Below are 18,102 nucleotides of genomic sequence, written 5' to 3'. Positions count from 1 at the left end.
GCTATCGGAGACAGGGGCCGTGGATGAGTGACAGCGAGGCGCTGCCCGCCGAGGCCGAGCGGATCCGCGCCGGATACGGCTTCACCGGTCCCGCCCTCGATCTCGGCGCCCTGCTCTGGGACGGCCGGTGTCTCCCGGAGGCGCCGGTGCGCGTCCCGCTGCCCATGCTCAACCGGCACGGACTGGTCGCGGGCGCCACGGGCACCGGCAAGACCAAGACGCTCCAGCTGATCGCCGAGCAACTGTCCGCGCAGGGCGTGCCGGTGTTCCTCGCGGACGTCAAGGGCGACCTCTCCGGGATCTCCCGGCCGGGCGTGTCGAACGACCGGGTCCGGAGCCGCGCGGCCGAGACGGGCCAGAGCTGGACGCCGGCGGGGTTCCCCGCGGAGTTCCTCGCGCTCGGCGGGCTCGGCCACGGCATCCCGGTGCGGGCCACGATCACGAGCTTCGGGCCGGTGCTGCTGTCCAAGGTGCTCCGGCTCAACCAGACCCAGGAGCAGTCTCTCGGCCTGATCTTCCACTACGCCGACACCAAGGGCCTGGAGCTGGTCGACCTCAAGGACCTCAGGGCCGTGGTCGCCTTCCTCACCTCGGACGAGGGCAAGGCCGAGCTGAGGGACATCGGCGGGCTCTCCACCGCCACGGCCGGGGTGATCCTGCGTTCCCTGACCGCCTTCGAGGCGCAGGGCATGGCGGACTTCTTCGGCGAGCCGGAGTTCGACACGGCCGAGCTGCTGCGCACGGCGCCGGACGGGCGGGGCGTCGTCTCCGTCCTGGAACTCCCCGCCGTGCAGGACAGACCGCAGCTCTTCTCCACCTTCCTGATGTGGCTGCTCGCCGACCTCTTCCACGACCTGCCCGAGGTGGGCGACGCCGACCGGCCCAAGCTGGTCTTCTTCTTCGACGAGGCGCACCTGCTGTTCAGCGGCGCCTCCCGGGCGTTCCTGGAGTCGATCACCCAGACCGTGCGCCTGATTCGCTCGAAAGGGGTCGGCGTCTTCTTCGTCACCCAGACCCCGAAGGACGTGCCGTCCGACGTCCTCGGCCAGCTCGGCAACCGGGTCCAGCACGCGCTGCGGGCCTTCACGCCGGACGACCAGAAGGCCCTGAAGGCGACCGTGAGGACCTTCCCGGACTCCGCCTACGACCTGGAGGAGCTCCTCACCGGCCTCGGCACCGGTGAGGCCGTGGTGACCGTGCTCAGCGAGACCGGCGCCCCCACGCCGGTCGCCGCGACCCGGCTGCGCGCCCCGGAGTCCCTGATGGGCCCGGTGGACGGGCCGGAACTCGACCGGGCCGTGCGGGAGTCCGCGCTCCACGGACGTTATGCACAGGCTGTGGACCGCGAGTCGGCGTACGAGCGGCTGAGCGAGCGGCCGGCGCCCGGGGCGCCGGAACCGGGCCGGGCCCAGGAGGCCGGGGGCGCTGCGGAGGCCGCGCGCACCCGGGGGAAGAAGGCCCCGAAGGAGGAGCCGTCGCTGGTCGAACAGGTCGTGGGCAGCGGGATGTTCAAGTCGCTGGCCCGCTCGGTCGGCACCCAGATCGGCCGCGAGATCAGCCGCTCCCTGTTCGGTACCGCACGGCGGAGGCGGTGACCGCCTCCGCCGGCTGATCAGCGGCCGTCCTCCTTCGCCGGCCCCTGCGGTCGCGTGTCCGTCTTCTCCGGCCGGGCCGGCGCGCTGCGCCTGGCCTCCGCGCGCAGCAGGGCGCGCAGGACCGCGTACGGGTCTGTGGGCATGGTCGTTCCTCGCGTAGTGCTGACTGGACCGGGGGGAAGGGCCCGGTCAGCAGCGCAGGACCACCGTGCGCAGCAGGGAGACGGCGCCGGGCGGCCGCGGCACGGCGGGGCGCGCGGGCGCCGCCGTACGGGCGGGCGCCGGTGCGGGCAGGGGCGAGGGGCGTTCGTGGGCCCCGGCCGGGTGGGAGACGCGGGCGGCCGGGCGCGGCAGGGTGTCCAGGTGGTCGTGCTCCGAGGCGCCGGCCGACGCGGCCGACGCGGCCGGGGCGGGCACCGGCTGGGCCTGCACATGGGCGCCGGGCACCCACACCGCCAGGAGCAGCACGAGCACCCGCAGCCAGATGCGGCTGCGGGATTCACGTACGGTCCTGCTCACACCGGGTCTGTGCCCGCCCGGCCGCCCCGCCGCAGCACGCGCCGCCCGGGATACGCCCGTTCGGCCCACCGCCCCCGGTCTCACACCGTGCGCGGGACCTGCCGGGCCATGCCCCGGACGCGGATCGCGGTGACGATCTCCACGATGCCGACGATCACCAGCCACCAGCCGGCGAGCAGGGTCAGCACGGCGACCGAGGTGAAGGGCGAGTCGATCAGCACGATCCCGGCGACGAAGGTGACGATGCCGAGGAAGATCTGCCAGCCCCGGGCGGGCATCCGGGAGTCGGAGGCGGCGGCCAGGGTCTGGGTGATGCCCCGGATCAGCCAGGCGATGCCGATCCACAGGGCGAGCAGCAGGGACGACTGCATCGGCCCGCGGAAGCAGAACAGGCCCAGCAGGATCGACAGGGCGCCGCTGACGAAGGCGAGCACGCGCAGCGAGGTCCGCTGATGGGTGCCGAAGGCGGCGGCGAGCTGGAAGACGCCGCTGACGACGAGGTAGATCCCGAACAGCACCCCCGCGACGAGCAGGGAAGGGCCCGGCCAGACCAGCACCAGGACGCCGAGGACCAGGGAGGCGATCCCGGTGCCCAGGACGACCTGCCAGGCCGCCCGGGACAGGGCGTGCAGAGGCCCTTCCAGGGGCGGTTCGGGTTCGTGGTGGCCCTGGGGGGCGTGCCCCCCGTGGACGCTCCGGTCGTCGGGGGCGTGCCCTCCGTGGACGCTCCGGTCGTCGTACTCACGGTCCCAGGAGGGGCCGCCGCTGGGTGCCTCGGTCATGCTTCATGCTCGGATCGTCCCGGGCGGCCCCGCCACCCGGACTGGACCATCCGGCTGAGGCGCTACTTCCCCGCGGACTTCGCCGCCTTGGCGGCCTTGGCCGCCGCCTTCGCCTCCTGCTTGTGCGCCCGCACCCGGGTCAGCGACTCGGGTCCGGTGATGTCGGCGACGGACCGGAAGGAGCCCTCCTCCCCGTACGCCCCGGCGGCCTCCCGCCAGCCGGCGGGCCGCACGCCGAGCTGCTTGCCGAGCAGCGCCAGGAAGATCTGCGCCTTCTGCCGGCCGAACCCGGGCAGGTCCTCCAGCCGCTTCAGCAGCGCGGCCCCGTCGCCGGCGTCCCGCCAGACGGCCTCGGCGTCCCCGCCGTAGTGCTCGACCAGGAACTGGCACAACTGCTGGATCCGCTTGGCCATCGAGCCGGGGTAGCGGTGCACGGCGGGCTTCTCGGAGAGCAGCGCGGCGAACGCCTCCGGGTCCATGGCCGCGATCTCGTGGGCGTCCAGGTCCCGGGCGCCCATCCGGCCCGCGATGGTCGCCGGGCCCTTGAAGGCCCACTCCATCGGGATCTGCTGGTCCAGCAGCATCCCGGTCAGGGCGGCGAGGGGGCTGCGCCCCAGCAGCGCGTCGGCCTCGGGGTCCTGGGCGAGGTGCACGGTCGCGTCCATGGCTCGATGGTGCCCCGGCGGCGCGCCGGGCGCAGCCGGGCGCGGTCGTGCGGGCCGCTCCCCTCGGGCCGGCGGGGTGTCACGTACGATCTCCTTGACTTAGGCAAGGCTTACCTAAAGAGAAGAGGTGCTCCGAGGTGACCAGCGAGATCCACCGCGATGCCTGGGGCATCCCGCATCTGCGGGCCGCCGACGCCCGCGCCCTGGCCCGCGCCCAGGGCCGGGTGACCGCCCTGGACCGCGCCTGGCAGCTGGAGGTCGAACGGCACCGGGCCCGGGGCGCCTCGGCCTCCTTCCTGGGCGCGGCCGCCCTGCCCTGGGACGTGTTCGCCCGCCGCGCCCGCCTCGACGACACCGCCCGGCGCTGCTTCGTCGCGCTGGAGAGCCGGGACCCGGAGACGGCGGACTGGGTCCGGGCGTACGTCGACGGCGTCAACGAGGGACTGGCCGACGGCGCCCGCCGGGCGCCCGAGTTCGCGCGGTCCGGCCTCGCCCCGGGCCGCTGGGAGCCCTGGACCCCGCTCGGGGTCTGGCTCGCCACGCACATCCTGTTCGCCGGCTTCCCGGCCAAGCTGTGGCGCGAGGAGGCGATACGGCACCTCGGCCCCGAGTCGGTCGGCCTGTTCGCCACCGACGGCCCCGGCACCGCGGGCAGCAACAGCTGGCTCCTGTCCGGCGACCGCACCGGCACCGGGCGGCCCGTCCTCGCCGGTGACCCGCACCGCTTCATCGAGGACCCGGGCGTCTACCAGCAGATCCGCCTGGCCTGCCCGGAGTTCGACGTCGTCGGCCTCGCCGTCCCCGGCGTGCCCGGCGTCGCCCACTTCGGCCACACGGGCACCGTCGCCTGGGCCATCACCAACGCCATGGCCGACTACCAGGACGTCTACCGCGAGCGGCTGCGGCGCACCGGCGCGGGCGTGGAGGCCCTCGGCCCCGACGGGGTCTGGCGCCGGGCGCTGCGGCACACCGAGACCGTGGAGGTCGCCGGGGAGGCCCCGGTCGAGATCGAGGTGATCGAGACCGCGCGGGGGCCGGTGATCGCCGGCGGCCCGGAGGGCCTGGAGGCGGGCGTCACGGCCGCTCCGCCGCCGGGCCGCGGCGCCGGCGACGGGACCGGCCCGGCCGAGCCGCCCGTCGCCCTCGCCCTGCGCTATCCGCCCCGCGTCACGGAAGACCTCGGCTTCGGCTGTCTGCTCCCCCTCCTGCGCGCCCGCCGGGCCGGCGACGTCGACCGGGCGCTCGACGGCTGGGCCGAGCCGGTCAACGTCGTGCTGGCCGCCGACACCGAGGGCGGGCTGCTGCACCGGGTCGCCGGCCGCGTTCCCGTGCGCGCCGACGACAACCGGCTCCGGGTGGTCCCCGCCTGGCGGCCCGGCCACGAATGGCGCGGCTGGCACGAGACGCCGTACGCCCGACCGGACGGCGACGGCATCGCCGTGATGGCCAACCAGCGGCGGGGCCCGGCCGCTCCGCTCGGCGTCGAGTTCGCGCCGCCGCACCGCGCCGACCGCATCCGCGCCCTGCTCCGGGAACGGCCCACCTGGTCAGCCGCCGACCTGCACACCGTCCACACCGACACGTTCCTCGCCTCGGCCGGTTCGCTGCTCGACCGCGTCGCCGCCCTCGACGGCCTCGGCCCCGAGGCGGCCCGCCTCCGCGACCGGCTGCTGGCCTGGGACCGCCGCATGGACGCCGGCAGCACCGGCGCCGCCGCCTACGCGGCGGTGCGCACCGCGGTCGTCCGCCGGCTCGCCGCGCACCCGGCGTTCGCCGCCCTCACCGAACCGCCCGCCTACCCCGAGGTCCTGCTCCCCTGGCTGGCCCTCGTCCCGCGCGTCGGCCACGCCCTCGAACACCTGCTGGCGGCCGAGGAGCTGTACGGCGTCGACCGGGACGCCGTCGTACGGGACGCCTTGACGGAGACCGCCGCCGCGGAGCCGGCCGGCGCCTGGTCGGACACCCACCGGCTCGCCCCCTGGAGGGCGCTGCCGGCGCGGGAGCCGCACCCGGAACCGGGCCTGGCCGGCGACCACGACTGCGTGCTGTGCACCTCGGCCGTCCCCGGCCTCACCGACCTCGCCGCCCGCGGCCCGGCCGCCCGCTACGTCTGGGACCTCGCCCGCCGCGAGGACAGCCGCTGGGTGGTCCCGTTCGGCGCCGACGGCGTCCCCGGCGCACCGCACCACCGCGACCAGCTCCCCCTGTGGCTCGAGGGGGAACTCGCCCCGGTCGTCACCGACTGGGCCCTGCTCACCCCCGAGGAAACCCAGGAGAACGATGTCTGACTTGTTCGAACGGCACATCGACGGCTACGGCACCGTCCGCGTCCGGCCCCTCGATCCGGCGGGCGACGCGCGGGTCGTGCACGCCTGGGTGCGCGAGGAACGCGCCGCGTTCTGGGGCATGACCGGTCTGACCCGCGCTCAGGTGACCGAGGTCTACGCCCACATGGCGACCCTCGACACCCACCACGCCCACCTCGTCACCAAGGACGGCGCACCGGCCGCCCTGCTGCAGACCTACGAACCCGGCGCCGACCGGGTCGGCGAGTGCTACCCGGTCCGCCCCGGCGACATCGGCGTCCACGTGCTCCTCGCCCCCGCCGGACCCGCCGGGCGGCGCCCCGGCTGGACCTCGGCCCTGCTCACCGGGATGACGGCGTACGCCCTGCTGGGGCTCGGCCGCCGCCGGATCGTGGTCGACCCGGACGTCCGCAACACCGGGGCGGTCGAACGCTTCCGGCGCCAGGGCTTCACACCCGGCCCCGAGGTCGTGCTGCCCGAGGTCGTCCTCCCCGACGTGCACCTGCCCGAGAAGCGCGCCCGGCTGGCCTTCCTGGAACGGGAGGCGGCCTTCCCCGGCGATCCGGTGTGATCCGCCGGCCGGTGCGGTGAGCACGGCGGCCGATCGCCGCGTACGTATGTGGAGGGCTGACGTGACCCGGAGCGCATGCGGCCGCCCGGGCCGGGGGACGGAGGGCTGAAGTGCGCGACGCACACCGGTGGCTGCGGCGGCTGACGGTGCTCGGCACGGGCCTGCTCCTGCTCCTGCTCGGCACCGCGGTCCCCGCCTCGGCCCACGCCGCCCTGCGCGGGACCGACCCCGCCGACGGGACCGTCCTGAAGTCCGCCCCGCGCCGGGTCACGCTGACCTTCACGGAGTCCGTCGGCCTGCTCACGGACTCGTTCCGCGTCTACGACCCGGAGAACCACCGCCTGCGCACCGGCGAGGCGGACCACGCCCCCGGCCGCTCCGACACGGCCCGCGTCCCGCTGCCCGCCAGGCTCGCGACCGGCACCTACACGGTGACCTGGCGGGTGGTCTCGGCGGACAGCCACCCGGTGTCCGGGGCGCTCACCTTCTCGGTGGGCGAGCGCACGGCGGCGCCGGCCGCCCCGCTCCCGGACCGCGTGGAGAACCGGGCCACGACGGGCCTCTACGACATCGCGCGCTACCTCGCCTACCTGTCCGTGACGCTCCTGCTCGGCACGGCGGCGTTCACGGCGTACTGCCGGCCGCCCGGCCGCGCCCGGCTGCGCCGTCCGGCACTGGCCGCCTGGGGCGTCCTGCTCGTCTCGACCGCCGCTCTCTTCCTGCTGCGGGCGCCCTACGAGGAGGGCACCTCGCCCACGGGGGCGTTCGCGCTGTCCTCGCTCACCCGCACGGCCACGACCCGGCCCGGTGAACTCCTGCTCGCCCGCCTGACCCTGCTGCTCCTCGCGGCCGCCTGCGTCCCGGCACTGCGCCGGGGCGCGTGGCGGCGCGTCCCCCGCCGGGCCCTGCTGGCCGCGGCCGCCGTCTTCTCCGTGGCCCTCTCCCTGACCTGGGCGGCGGCCGAACACGCCTCCGCGGGGACGCAGGTGCCGGTCGCCATCGCGTCCACGGCCCTGCACCTGCTGGCCATGGCCGCCTGGCTGGGCGGCCTCGCGGCCCTGCTGCTGACGCTGCGCCGGGACCCGGCGGCGGAGCCGGCCCCCGTGGGCACGCCGGAGCCGGTGGCGCGGACCGTCGCCCGCTTCTCCCGCCTGGCCTTCGCCTCGGTGACGGTCCTCGCGGTGACCGGCGTCTACCAGTCCTGGCGGGGACTGGGCTCCCTCCAGGCGCTCACCGGCACGACGTACGGACACGTCCTGCTGGCCAAGCTGGCGGCGGTGGCCCTGCTCCTCGCGGCCGCCTCCCGCTCCCGGCGCTGGACGGCCCGTCTGATGAGCCCGTCCCCGGCGGCCCGTCCGGCCCGCGTCCCCGAGCCGGCCACCGGCCCGCCGCTGCCGCCCGGGCCCCGGCCGGCGCCCGGCCCGGACACCCCGCCGGCCCCCGCCCCGCATCGGCTGCGCCGCACCGTGCTGGCCGAACTGGCCACGGGTGTCGTCGTCCTCGTCCTGACCACCCTGCTGACCAGCACCCTGCCGGGCCGGGCGGCGGCCGAGGCGGCGCGGTCCGACGCGGCGCCGGCCGGCATCCCGGCCGCCTCGGTCACCACGATCCCGTTCGACGTCGGCACCGCCGGCGGCCACGGCAAGGTGCAGATCACCCTCGACCCCGGAAGGGTCGGCACGAACTCCGTGCAGGCGGTGGTCTACGGCCCCGACGGCGGCCTGGCCTCCGTCCCCGAACTCCGCCTCACGATGACCCTCGCCGCCCAGCGGGTCGGCCCCCTGGACGCCCGGGTCACCGACCGCGGCGGCTACTGGGCGGCCGACTCCTTCGCCCTGCCGATGCCCGGGACGTGGACCATGAGGGTGACGGTCCGGGTGTCGGACGTGGACCAGGTGACCGTGTCGAGGACCGTACGGGTGGTGCGGTGACCGACCCGGGGGAGAGGGCGACATGGAGCACGGCGAGCGCGTGGACATCGAGCGGGTGGTCATCGAGGGTGTGGAGTTCGAGGCCGCTCTGACCGTCCGGTCGGACATCGGCCTGCTGGCCCTGCACGGCGGCAAGGAGGGCGGCACGGCGGAACTGGCCCGCGAGGCGGCGGCCCGCACCGGAGCGACCGCACTGGTCTTCACCCAGCCGGCCGGCACCCCGGTCCACATCCCCTCGCACCGGATGTCCGAGGCCCCGAGCGAGGCCCTGCGGGAGTTCCTCTCGCACGTGTCCCTCGCCGTCTCCCTGCACGGCCACCTGCGGCCCGACGCCCCCCGCTCGGTCTTCCTGGGCGGCGCCAACCGCGCGGCCGCGCTGGTTCTCGGCCGCCCGCTCGCCGTGCTCGCCCCCGCCTTCGAGACCGTGACCGCCCTGGAGCTGATCCCGGCCGGACTGCGGGGCCTCAACCCGCGCAACCCCGTGAACCTGACCCGCGCCGGAGGCGTCCAGGTGGAGCTCCCGCTGGCCGCGCGGACCTCGCGCCCGGAGGAGGACCGGGGAGCACCCGAGACACCCCCGCGGGCGGTGGCGGACGCCCTGGCCGCCGGCGTCGCGGAGCTGACGGCGCGGCGGCCCGGCTGACCGGCGGCGCGAGCACCGGGCCGGGTTCACGGCTCCAGGTCGTCGAACCGGGTTCACGGCTCCAGGTCGTCGAACCAGGTTCACGGCTCCAGGTCGTCGAACTGTTCGAGGAGGAAGTCGACCGGCGTGTGCCCGGCCGCGGCGGTGGCGCCGTCGTGCAGCTGCTGCTCCGTCCAGATCACCTTGCCGCGGCTGGTGTACCGGGTGCCCCAGCGCTGCGCGAACTGCGCGACCAGGAACAGGCCCCGACCGCCCTCGTCCATGGACGCCGCCCGCCGCAGCCGCGGCGAGGTGCTGCTGCCGTCCGACACCTCGCAGGTCAGACCGCGGCCGTGCAGCAGCCGCGCGGTGACCGGCGGCGCGCCGTACCGGATCGCGTTCGTGACCAGCTCGCTGAGGATCAGCTCCGTGGTGAAACCGGCCTCCTCCAGCCCCCACTGCGCCAGCGTCTCCCGGCAGCGCGCCCGCACCGAGGGGACCAGCGCCGGGTCCGACGGCACGTCCCACTCGGCCACCCGCGAGGGCGGGAACCGCCGGGTGCGGGCCGCCAGCAGCGCGATGTCGTCGGAGGAGTGGGCCGGCTTCAGGGTGTCGATCACCGTCCGGCAGGTCTCCTCCGGGGAGCGGTCCCCGGCCCCGTCCAGCGCCCGGCGCAGCCGCTCCATGCCGACGTCGATGTCCTGGCCGCGGTCCTCCACCAGGCCGTCCGTGTACAGCAGCAGCTGAGCGCCCTCCGGCAGGTAGAGCTCGGCGGTCTCGAACGGGTAGCCGCCCAGGCCGAGCGGCGCCGACGCCGGTACGCCCGGGCAGTCGACCGTGCCGTCCGGCTGCACGAGCACCGGTTCCGGGTGCCCCGCGCGGGCCACCGTGCAGGCCCCGGTCACGGAGTCGTAGACCGCGTACAGGCAGGTCGCCCCGGTCACGCCCTCGCCCTCCAGGCCCTCCGCCGCCCTGCTCTCCTCGTTGTCCATGCGGACGACCAGGTCGTCCAGATTCCCGAGCACCTCGTCCACGGGCAGGTCCAGCGTGGCGAAGTTGTGCACCGCGGTGCGCAGCCGGCCCATCGTCGCCGCCGCGTGCAGCCCGCGCCCCACGACGTCGCCCATGACCAGCGCCACCCGGGCGCCGGACAGCGGGATGACGTCGAACCAGTCGCCGCCCACCCCGCCCTCCGCGGGCAGGTACCGCCAGGCGACCTCCAGCGCGTCCTGCTCCGGCTGTCCGCGCGGCAACAGACTGCGCTGCAGCGTCACCGCCATCGCGTGCTCCCGGGTGAACCGGCGGGCGTTGTCGACGGCGACCGCCGCCCGCGCGGCCAGTTCCTCGGCGAAGGAGAGGTCCTCCGGCTCGAACGGCTGCGACTCGGCCCTGCGGTAGAAGTTGGCCACGCCGAGCGGCACGCCCCGGGCCCGCAGCGGCACCGACAGCAGCGAACGCAGCCCGCACTCCAGGGACTTCCGGGCCCGCTCCGGATCCTGCTCCCACCAGCCGGAGGCCTGCCGCAGGTCCGGCTCCAGCATCCCGTGCCCCTCCTGCAGGGTCCGCATCTGCGGGGCGAGAGGCGAGAAGCTGATCAACTCGCCGAGCCGGTACACCGGCACCTCTCCCCGGTCTCCGGCGATCGCCGCACGCCGCAGATGCCGCCAGCCCTCCGCCGTCGGCTCCCACCCGCGCAGCACCGCGTCCAGCAGGTCCACCGTCACCAGGTCGGCGAACCGCGGTACCGCCACATCGGCCAGCTCCTGGGCCGTACGCCCCACGTCCAGCGTCGTGCCGACCCCCACCCCGGCGTCGTACAGCAGGTTCAGCCGCTGCCGTGCCACATCGGCGCGGCCGGTGATCGCCGCCAGCTCCGTGGTGTCCCGCAGCGTCACCACGCTGCCCCCGCGTCCGCTCCGCGGGTAGGTGGGCCGCTTGTTCATCGCCAGCAGCCGGTCCCCCACGAGATGCACCGCGTCGGTGACCGCCTCCGGCGAGGCCAGCAGCCGCCGGACCGGCTCCGGCAGGTCCAGCTCCCGCACCGGACGGCCCCGGGCGTGGTCCGGCAGCCCGAGCAGCCTGGTCGCCTCCTCGTTGGCCAGCAGCAGCCGGCCCTCGGCGTCGGTGATCAGCACGCCTTCCCGCACCGCGTGCAGCACCGCCTCGTGGTGCTCGTACAGCTCCGCCAGCTCCCCGGGGGCCATGCCGCGCGTCTGCCGCAGCAGCCGCCGGGACACCAGGGTCGTCCCGGTCACGGCGAGCGCCAGCGCGACGGCGCCGGCGCCCAGGGTGATCGGCAGCTCCGGCATCGCCGTCACGTTCTTGACCGTGATCCCGGCGGAGACCAGGCCGACGATCTTGCCCTGGGCGTCGGTCACCGGGACCACCGCCTGCACGGCCATCCCCCGGCCCGTCGGCAGCGGCGGTCCGCCGGCCCGCTCGACGACCGTTTTGCCCTGCAGCGCCGGCCCGATGGTGCCGACGAACTTCTTGCCGATCTCGCTCGGGTAGGGATACGTGTAGCGGATGCCCTTGGTGTTCATGGCGACGACGAAGTCGACGCCGGAGCGCTTGCGGGCCGCCTCTGCCTTCGGCTGGAGCAGCACCGTCGGGTCCGGGCTGCGCAGCGCCCTGGCCACGCCGGGGGCGCTCGCGAACGACTGCGCCGCGACGACCGACTCCCGGCTGCCCTCCCGCAGCGCGTCCCGCTCCGCCTGCAGCACCACGGCCGTCACCGCGGCCACGACCAGCAGCACCACGATCACGACCTGCAGCAGGAGCACCTGACCGGCCACGCTGCGCAGATCCAGCAGGGAGGTACGGCGCCGTCGGGGACGTCCGGCGGACCAGTGCTCCGCCGAACCCTCAGGCTGCCCGGAAAATCCCTCCATATCCCCTTGATAGCACCACTGCCCGATCCCGGAGCGAGCGAGGCCGACGCGTCCCGGCCGAACCGCGCGTCACAGTGGTCGCGCCGCGCCCCGGGGACGCCGCGCCCGCCCGTCCGGTCCCCGGCGGAGTACGGTCGAGGTCCCCGAGGCGCCGTCCCGGCGCGACGGCGCCGTCCGGTGCCCGCCGCCGAAGGGCGGGGAGAGGGACCTTGCGATGAGCCGGGCGAGCAGCGCGCGGTCCGCGTCGGCCCGGCGGATGTGGCCGCTGTACGCGGCCGGGTTCACCACGGCCTTCGGCGCGCACGGGATCGCCGCGAGCCTCGGCAGCGACACCGAGGGCGCGGTCACCTCCCTGCTGGTGCTCGGTGGACTGCTCGCTCTCTACGACGGCGCCGAGGTCGTCCTCAAGCCGGTGTTCGGCACCCTCGCCGACCGGATCGGCGCCCGTCCGGTGCTGCTCGGCGGGCTCGCGGCCTTCGCCGCCGCGTCCGCGCTGTACGCGGCGGCGGACAGCCCGGGCTGGCTCTGGGCGGCGCGCCTCGGGCAGGGCGCCGCGGCCTCCGCGTTCTCGCCGTCCGCCTCCGCGCTGGTCGCCCGGCTGAACCCGGCGGCCGGACACGGCCGGGCGTTCGGCGGCTACGGCTTCTGCAAGTCCGTCGGCTACACGCTGGGCCCGCTGCTCGGCGGCGTGCTGGTCCGGGCCGGCGGCCTGCGGCTGCTCTTCGCCGTCCTCGCCGTGCTGGGCGCCGCGGTCGCCGTCTGGGCCGCCGCAGCCGTGCCCGTCGTGGCCCCGCTGCCCAGGGCCCGGCAGACGGTGCTCGACCTCGCCCGGCGGCTCGCCGACCCGGCGTTCCTCGTCCCGACGTCGGCGCTGGCCGCGGCGACCGCCGCGCTGTCGGCCGGGGTGGGATTCCTGCCGGTCTCCGGCCGGACCGCCGGGCTCGGACCGGTGGCCACCGGTGCCGCGGTGTCGGCGCTGGCCGGGTGCGCGGCGGTGGTCCAGCCGAAAGCGGGGCGGGCTCTGGACGAGGGGCGCCTCACCGCACGGGGCGGACTCACCGCGGGTCTGCTGCTGGCGGCCGCGGGCCTGGGCTGCGCCATGCTGCCCGGCCTCGCCGGCGTGCTGTCCGCGGCGGTCCTGATCGGCGCCGGCACCGGCCTGATCACTCCGCTGGGTTTCGCCGCCCTCGCCTCCTCGGCCCCGCCGGAACGCCTGGGCCAGACCATGGGCGCCGCCGAGCTCGGCCGGGAACTCGGCGACGCGGGAGGCCCGTTGCTGGTCGCGCTGGTCGCCTCGCGCACCACCCTCGACCACGGCTACGCGGCCCTGGGCGCCCTGCTCGCCCTCGGCGGGGCCCTGGGGCTCGCCCGCCGCCGCGCTGGCACAGAAAATCGAACACATGATTGAATTCGGTCATGCGAACGTTTCCCGACGACCTCGCGCAGGCGCAGAAGGAGTGGAGTGCCACGTACCGGCAGCTCGCCGAGCATCCTGGCCGCACGGATCTGCGCCGGCGTCTGTACCGGCTGTCGACCCGGACGTTCTTCCATCCGTACTGGCGGCACCGGCGCCCCGGCCCCGCCGCCTGGTGGGAGCTTCGGGAGCTGGGCCGGGCGGACGGGCCCATGAGCGAGCGGTACCGCCGATGACCGGCTGGGGCACGGGCGCCGACGCCCCGGACGACGCCGAGGGCATGCCGTCCGGACCGGTCCGCGTGACCGTGCATCCCCCGGCGCCCTCCGGCGGCCGGCGCGTCCGCGTGAACGGCGAGTTCCTGGGCCTCGCCCACAACGCGACCGACATAGCGGAGTTCCTCCGCCGGGCCGGCCTGGAGATCGACCCGTCGGACGTGCCCGGCGCCCCGTGGATCGACTGGCGCGGAGCCGGACCGGAAGGCTGGGACCCGGACGCGACCGCCTGACCCGGCGAAGCCGAGGGGCCGGCGCGGGCGGCCGGGACCACGGCGACGACTTCCCGGACCTGCCGCGCGTTCGCAGGCACGGTCGTCGACGGAAACCCGGCCGAAGGCCACTCGCCTGTCCTCGACGCCGCGGGCCCGGCCCCGGCGGCCGACCGGGCGGACAACGTCGAAGGGCCCCACTGCGAGCAGTGGGGCCCTTTGACATCGTGCCCGGTGAGGCACTGGCGGAGGATACGAGATTCGAACTCGTGAGGGGTTGCCCCCAACACGCTTTCCAAGCGTGCGCCCTAGGCCTCTAGGCGAATCCTCCGCCGGAAACATTACATGACCGAGGGGAGTGCTCGCGAACTCGTTCTCGCAGGCCGCCATCGGGTACTGTGGGCGCAGCCCCTCACGCGGCGCTATCTGACTGAACTCCCCCAGGGCCGGAAGGCAGCAAGGGTAGGTCGGCTCTGGCGGGTGCGTGGGGGGCGCTTGCGTTCCCGGGCGGGGCGGGCCGGTCCGGGGCGGGAACCTTGGGCGGGGTTGGTTGTCAGTGGACGCCTATAACCTCGTATGCGTGTCGTCTCTCGCGCTGTACCGCCGCTATCGCCCGGAGACCTTTGGCGAGGTCATCGGGCAAGAGCATGTCACCGACCCGCTGCAGCAGGCGCTGCGGAACAACCGGGTCAATCACGCGTACCTGTTCAGCGGGCCGCGTGGCTGCGGCAAGACGACCAGCGCGCGCATCCTGGCCCGCTGCCTCAACTGTGAGCAGGGTCCCACCCCGACGCCCTGCGGCGAGTGCCAGTCGTGCCGGGACCTCGCCAGGAACGGGCCGGGCTCGATCGACGTCATCGAGATCGACGCGGCCTCTCACGGTGGTGTGGACGACGCCCGTGAGCTGCGCGAGAAGGCCTTCTTCGGACCCGCGAGCAGCCGGTACAAGATCTACATCATCGACGAGGCCCACATGGTCACGTCGGCCGGTTTCAACGCGCTGCTGAAGGTCGTCGAGGAGCCCCCGGAGCACCTCAAGTTCATCTTCGCCACGACCGAGCCCGAGAAGGTCATCGGGACCATCCGGTCGCGGACCCATCACTACCCCTTCCGGCTCGTCCCGCCGGGCACCCTGCGGGACTACCTGGGCGAGGTGTGCGGACGGGAGGACATCCCGGTCGAGGAGGGCGTGCTGCCGCTCGTCGTGCGGGCCGGCGCCGGTTCCGTGCGTGACTCGATGTCCGTCATGGACCAGCTCCTCGCCGGCGCCGCGGCGGACGGTGTGACGTACGCCATGGCCACCTCCCTGCTCGGGTACACCGACGGGTCGCTGCTCGACTCCGTCGTCGAGGCCTTCGCCACCGGTGACGGGGCCGCCGCCTTCGAGGTCGTCGACCGGATCATCGAGGGCGGCAACGACCCGCGCCGGTTCGTGGCTGACCTGCTGGAGCGGCTGCGGGACCTGGTGATCCTGGCGGCGGTCCCGGACGCCGTCGAGAAGGGCCTCATCGACGCCCCGGCCGACGTGCTGGAGCGCATGCAGGCGCAGGCCTCCACCTTCGGCGCCGCCGAGCTGAGCCGCGCCGCCGACCTGGTCAACGAAGGCCTCACCGAGATGCGCGGCGCCAACTCCCCGCGCCTCCAGCTCGAACTGATCTGCGCCCGGGTGCTGCTCCCCGCCGCCTACGGCGACGAGCGGTCCCTCCTGGCCCGCCTCGACCGGCTGGAGCGCGGCGTCGCCTTCTCCGGCGGTGGCGGTGCGCCCGCCATGGGCTACGTCCCCGGTCCCGACGCCCACGCGGGCATGGCCCCGGGCGGTGCGCCCGCTCCGGCCGGCGGCGGTCCCGCCGCGGCCCGCGCGGCCGTACGGGGACCGGGCGGACAGCCCGCCGGCCCCGGCGTCCACGCCGGCCCGGGCGCCGGGGAGCCGCCGGCCCCCGCTCCCGCATCCGCTCCGGTTTCGGCCCCCGCCCCGGCGGCTCCCGCACCCGTGGCGCAGGCGCAGGCCCCCGCACCCGCTCCGGTGTCGCCCCCCGCCGCTCCCGAACCCCCGGCCCCCGCCGCCGCCCCGGCCCCCGCCGCCGCCCCGGCGCCCGGCGCCTGGCCGACCGCCGCTGCGGCCGGTGGCGGCCGGCGGCCCGGCGGCTGGCCCACGGCGGCCGCGACGGGCCCGCAGCAGGGTGGCGCCGCTCCGGCCCACTCCCAGCCGCAGCGCCCGGAGCCGACCGCGCCGGCGGCCGCCCCCGCGATGAGCGCCCCCGCCCCGGCGGCCCCCCAGGCCGGCGGGCTCGACCCCCGCGTGCTCTGGCCCAACATCCTCGAGGCCGTCAAGAACCGCCGGCGCTTCACCTGGATCCTGCTCAGCCAGAACGCCCAGGTGGCCGGCTTCGACGGCACCACCCTCCAGATCGGCTTCGTCAACGCCGGCGCCCGGGACAACTTCGCGAGCAGCGGCAGCGAGGACGTGCTGCGCCAGGCGCTGGCCGAGCAGTTCAGCGTGCAGTGGAAGATCGAGGCGGTCGTCGACCCCTCGGGCGGCTCCGCACCCCCGCCGTCCGGCGGCGCGCCGGGCTTCGGCGGAGGCGGCGGAGGCGCGGGCTACGGCGGCGCTCCCGCCGGCGGCTACGGCGCCCCGGCCGCCCCCCGTCCCGCGGCGCCCGAGCCTGCCGCGCCCGCGCCCGGCGCCTCCCGGGGCGGCGGCCAGCCCGCCCCGGCGCGGCCCGCCCCCGCTCCCCAGCCCGCCCGCGCCCCCGAGCCGCCCCCCGTCGCGCCCGAGGACGACATCCCCGAGGACGACGATCCCGACCTGGACGAGTCCGCGCTGTCCGGCCAGGGCCTGATCGTGCGGGAATTGGGCGCGACGGTGGTGGAGGAGTTCACCCACGAGTAGCGGGGCCCGTCCGGCGGCGGGTCCGGCCCGGCGTTCGTAGGAACCCACAGGAAACCCGCCCGGCGGGCTTCGGCGACCTTGCCAGTAGGCTGAGCCCCGTGAAGGTCCTCGTCATCGGCAGCGGTGCCCGCGAACACGCCCTGTGCCGCTCCCTGTCCCTCGACCCCGACGTCACCGCCCTGCACTGCGCTCCCGGCAACGCCGGCATCGCCGAGGTGGCGGAGCTGCACCAGGTCGACGCGCTCGACGGCAAGGCCGTGGCCGCGCTGGCCGCCGACCTCGGAGCCGGCCTCGTCGTCGTCGGCCCGGAGGCCCCGCTGGTCGCCGGGGTGGCCGACGCGGTGCGCGAGGCGGGCATCCCGGTGTTCGGCCCCTCCGGGGAGGCCGCGCGGCTCGAGGGTTCCAAGGCGTTCGCCAAGGACGTGATGGCGGCGGCCGGAGTGCCGACCGCCCGGTCGTACGTCTGCACCACCGAGGCCGAGGTCGCCGAGGCCCTGGACGCCTTCGGAGCGCCCTACGTCGTCAAGGACGACGGCCTCGCCGCGGGCAAGGGCGTCGTGGTCACCTCCGACCTGGACGCGGCCAAGGCGCACGCGGCGGCCTGCGACCGTGTGGTCATCGAGGAGTTCCTCGACGGCCCCGAGGTGTCGCTGTTCGCCGTCACCGACGGCCGGACCGTCGTACCGCTCCAGCCCGCCCAGGACTTCAAGCGGGCCCTGGACGGCGACGAGGGCCCCAACACCGGTGGCATGGGCGCCTACTCGCCGCTGCCGTGGGCGGACCCCAAGCTGGTCGAAGAGGTGCTGGAGACGGTGCTGCGGCCGACCGTGGACGAGATGCGGCGCCGGGGCACCCCGTTCTCCGGGCTGCTGTACGCCGGTCTCGCGATCACCTCGCGCGGCGTGCGCGTCATCGAGTTCAACGCCCGCTTCGGCGACCCCGAGACCCAGGTCGTGCTGGCCCGCCTGCGGACCCCGCTGGCCGGCGTGCTGCTCGCCGCCGCGAACGGCACCCTGGCCGACCTAGAGCCGCTGCGCTGGAGCGAGGACGCGGCCGTCACCGTCGTCGTCGCCTCGCACAACTACCCCGGCGCCCCGCGCACCGGCGACCCCATCACCGGTCTGGACGAGGTGGCCGCCGAGGACGCCCCGCACGCCTACGTCCTGCACGCCGGGACGAAGCGGGACGGCGACGCGGTGGTCAGCGCGGGCGGGCGGGTGCTCTCCGTCACGGCGACCGGCGCGGACCTGGCCGCCGCCCGTGAGCGGGCGTACCGGGCGGTGGACCGCATCCGCCTCGACGGCTCCCAGCACCGCACGGACATCGCGGCGCGGGCGGCGGGCGCCTGACCGGCCCCGCACCCTCCCGCACACCCAGGCCCCGGACCCCGAATCCGGGGCCTGTTCCTTGCTGTCTGTCGCCCACCTTT

General features: G+C 75.8%; 15 protein-coding genes, 1 tRNA gene and 1 other RNA gene. 11 read left to right on the top strand and 6 right to left on the bottom strand.

The annotated features are described in order from the left end of the window. Positions 1-23: 23 nt before the first annotated feature. The gene (locus tag ACFYU0_RS12010; RefSeq protein WP_389300033.1) at positions 24-1,595 is read left to right on the top strand and encodes a helicase HerA-like domain-containing protein; all 1,572 of its coding nucleotides are present in this window, start codon (positions 24-26) and stop codon (positions 1,593-1,595) included. A gap of 17 nt (positions 1,596-1,612) precedes the next feature. On the opposite strand, the gene ACFYU0_RS12005 is transcribed toward ACFYU0_RS12010, so the two are convergent. The 4 genes from ACFYU0_RS12005 to ACFYU0_RS11990 form a co-directional block, all read right to left on the bottom strand. Then, positions 1,613-1,738, bottom strand: a complete 126-nt coding sequence (locus ACFYU0_RS12005) for a hypothetical protein (RefSeq protein WP_351661478.1) — start codon at positions 1,736-1,738, stop codon at positions 1,613-1,615. Positions 1,739-1,784: 46 nt separating this feature from the next. Next, positions 1,785-2,114: a hypothetical protein gene (locus ACFYU0_RS12000; protein WP_389300030.1), complete on the bottom strand. Its 330-nt coding sequence runs from the start codon at positions 2,112-2,114 to the stop codon at positions 1,785-1,787. A gap of 80 nt (positions 2,115-2,194) precedes the next feature. After that, the gene (locus ACFYU0_RS11995; protein WP_389300027.1) at positions 2,195-2,896 is read right to left on the bottom strand and encodes an HdeD family acid-resistance protein; all 702 of its coding nucleotides are present in this window, start codon (positions 2,894-2,896) and stop codon (positions 2,195-2,197) included. 62 nt (positions 2,897-2,958) lie between these two features. Continuing rightward, positions 2,959-3,561, bottom strand: a complete 603-nt coding sequence (locus ACFYU0_RS11990) for an HhH-GPD-type base excision DNA repair protein (RefSeq protein WP_351661469.1) — start codon at positions 3,559-3,561, stop codon at positions 2,959-2,961. A 137-nt stretch (positions 3,562-3,698) separates the two neighbouring features. Between ACFYU0_RS11990 and ACFYU0_RS11985 the strand changes: the two genes are divergently transcribed. The 4 genes from ACFYU0_RS11985 (at position 3,699) to ACFYU0_RS11970 (ending at position 9,012) form a co-directional block, all read left to right on the top strand. Then, on the top strand, positions 3,699-5,849 hold the full coding sequence (locus ACFYU0_RS11985) for a penicillin acylase family protein (protein ID WP_389300024.1): 2,151 nt from the start codon (positions 3,699-3,701) through the stop codon (positions 5,847-5,849). Next, on the top strand, positions 5,842-6,438 hold the full coding sequence (locus ACFYU0_RS11980) for a GNAT family N-acetyltransferase (protein WP_389300022.1): 597 nt from the start codon (positions 5,842-5,844) through the stop codon (positions 6,436-6,438). Before ACFYU0_RS11985 ends, ACFYU0_RS11980 begins: the two co-directional genes overlap by 8 nt. A gap of 110 nt (positions 6,439-6,548) precedes the next feature. After that, positions 6,549-8,369 carry a copper resistance protein CopC gene (locus ACFYU0_RS11975; protein ID WP_389300019.1) on the top strand — a complete coding sequence of 607 codons (1,821 nt, stop codon included), beginning with the start codon at positions 6,549-6,551 and terminating at the stop codon, positions 8,367-8,369. Positions 8,370-8,391: 22 nt separating this feature from the next. After that, complete coding sequence (locus tag ACFYU0_RS11970; protein ID WP_389300016.1) at positions 8,392-9,012, top strand: poly-gamma-glutamate hydrolase family protein; 621 nt, start codon at positions 8,392-8,394, stop codon at positions 9,010-9,012. Positions 9,013-9,092: 80 nt separating this feature from the next. On the opposite strand, the gene ACFYU0_RS11965 is transcribed toward ACFYU0_RS11970, so the two are convergent. Then, positions 9,093-11,882 (bottom strand): SpoIIE family protein phosphatase, encoded by a 2,790-nt coding sequence (locus ACFYU0_RS11965; protein WP_389300013.1) that lies wholly within the window; start codon positions 11,880-11,882, stop codon positions 9,093-9,095. A gap of 256 nt (positions 11,883-12,138) precedes the next feature. On the opposite strand from ACFYU0_RS11965, the gene ACFYU0_RS11960 reads away from it, so the two are divergent. Genes ACFYU0_RS11960 through ACFYU0_RS11950 form a run of 3 tightly spaced genes read left to right on the top strand, consistent with a single transcriptional unit; the run spans position 12,139 to position 13,804 of the window. Then, positions 12,139-13,290 carry an MFS transporter gene (locus ACFYU0_RS11960; RefSeq protein WP_389300877.1) on the top strand — a complete coding sequence of 384 codons (1,152 nt, stop codon included), beginning with the start codon at positions 12,139-12,141 and terminating at the stop codon, positions 13,288-13,290. Positions 13,291-13,298: 8 nt separating this feature from the next. Then, positions 13,299-13,532 carry a hypothetical protein gene (locus ACFYU0_RS11955; protein WP_351661450.1) on the top strand — a complete coding sequence of 78 codons (234 nt, stop codon included), beginning with the start codon at positions 13,299-13,301 and terminating at the stop codon, positions 13,530-13,532. Then, on the top strand, positions 13,529-13,804 hold the full coding sequence (locus ACFYU0_RS11950; protein WP_351661447.1) for a hypothetical protein: 276 nt from the start codon (positions 13,529-13,531) through the stop codon (positions 13,802-13,804). Before ACFYU0_RS11955 ends, ACFYU0_RS11950 begins: the two co-directional genes overlap by 4 nt. A gap of 222 nt (positions 13,805-14,026) precedes the next feature. Here ACFYU0_RS11950 and ACFYU0_RS11945 read toward each other — a convergent pair. Then, a tRNA-Ser gene (locus ACFYU0_RS11945) sits at positions 14,027-14,114 on the bottom strand. A gap of 72 nt (positions 14,115-14,186) precedes the next feature. Here ACFYU0_RS11945 and ffs point away from each other — a divergent pair. The 3 genes from ffs to purD all read left to right on the top strand — a co-directional run bounded on the left by ffs (position 14,187) and on the right by purD (position 18,022). After that, an RNA gene (gene ffs, locus ACFYU0_RS11940) (signal recognition particle sRNA small type) lies at positions 14,187-14,285 on the top strand. Between the two features lie 78 nt (positions 14,286-14,363). Beyond that, entirely contained in the window at positions 14,364-16,673 is a 2,310-nt protein-coding gene (locus tag ACFYU0_RS11935) for a DNA polymerase III subunit gamma and tau (RefSeq protein ID WP_389300008.1), read from the top strand. A gap of 98 nt (positions 16,674-16,771) precedes the next feature. After that, positions 16,772-18,022: a phosphoribosylamine--glycine ligase gene (gene purD / locus ACFYU0_RS11930; RefSeq protein WP_351661441.1), complete on the top strand. Its 1,251-nt coding sequence runs from the start codon at positions 16,772-16,774 to the stop codon at positions 18,020-18,022. Positions 18,023-18,102 lie beyond the last annotated feature (80 nt).

The sequence above is a fragment of the Streptomyces sp. NPDC003720 genome, from assembly GCF_042875075.1.
In the GTDB taxonomy this organism is placed as follows: domain Bacteria; phylum Actinomycetota; class Actinomycetes; order Streptomycetales; family Streptomycetaceae; genus Streptomyces.
This window is presented reverse-complemented; position numbering and strand designations above follow the sequence as displayed.

Coding starts and splice junctions, on each gene's coding strand:
- ACFYU0_RS11995 (WP_389300027.1), bottom strand. CDS start 2,896: ATGACCGAGGCACCCAGCGGCGGCCCCTCCTGGGACCGTGAGTACGAC.
- ACFYU0_RS11960 (WP_389300877.1), top strand. CDS start 12,139: ATGTGGCCGCTGTACGCGGCCGGGTTCACCACGGCCTTCGGCGCGCAC.
- ACFYU0_RS11965 (WP_389300013.1), bottom strand. CDS start 11,882: ATGGAGGGATTTTCCGGGCAGCCTGAGGGTTCGGCGGAGCACTGGTCC.
- ACFYU0_RS12005 (WP_351661478.1), bottom strand. CDS start 1,738: ATGCCCACAGACCCGTACGCGGTCCTGCGCGCCCTGCTGCGCGCGGAG.
- ACFYU0_RS11950 (WP_351661447.1), top strand. CDS start 13,529: ATGACCGGCTGGGGCACGGGCGCCGACGCCCCGGACGACGCCGAGGGC.
- ACFYU0_RS11980 (WP_389300022.1), top strand. CDS start 5,842: ATGTCTGACTTGTTCGAACGGCACATCGACGGCTACGGCACCGTCCGC.
- ACFYU0_RS11970 (WP_389300016.1), top strand. CDS start 8,392: ATGGAGCACGGCGAGCGCGTGGACATCGAGCGGGTGGTCATCGAGGGT.
- ACFYU0_RS11990 (WP_351661469.1), bottom strand. CDS start 3,561: ATGGACGCGACCGTGCACCTCGCCCAGGACCCCGAGGCCGACGCGCTG.
- ACFYU0_RS12010 (WP_389300033.1), top strand. CDS start 24: ATGAGTGACAGCGAGGCGCTGCCCGCCGAGGCCGAGCGGATCCGCGCC.
- ACFYU0_RS11955 (WP_351661450.1), top strand. CDS start 13,299: ATGCGAACGTTTCCCGACGACCTCGCGCAGGCGCAGAAGGAGTGGAGT.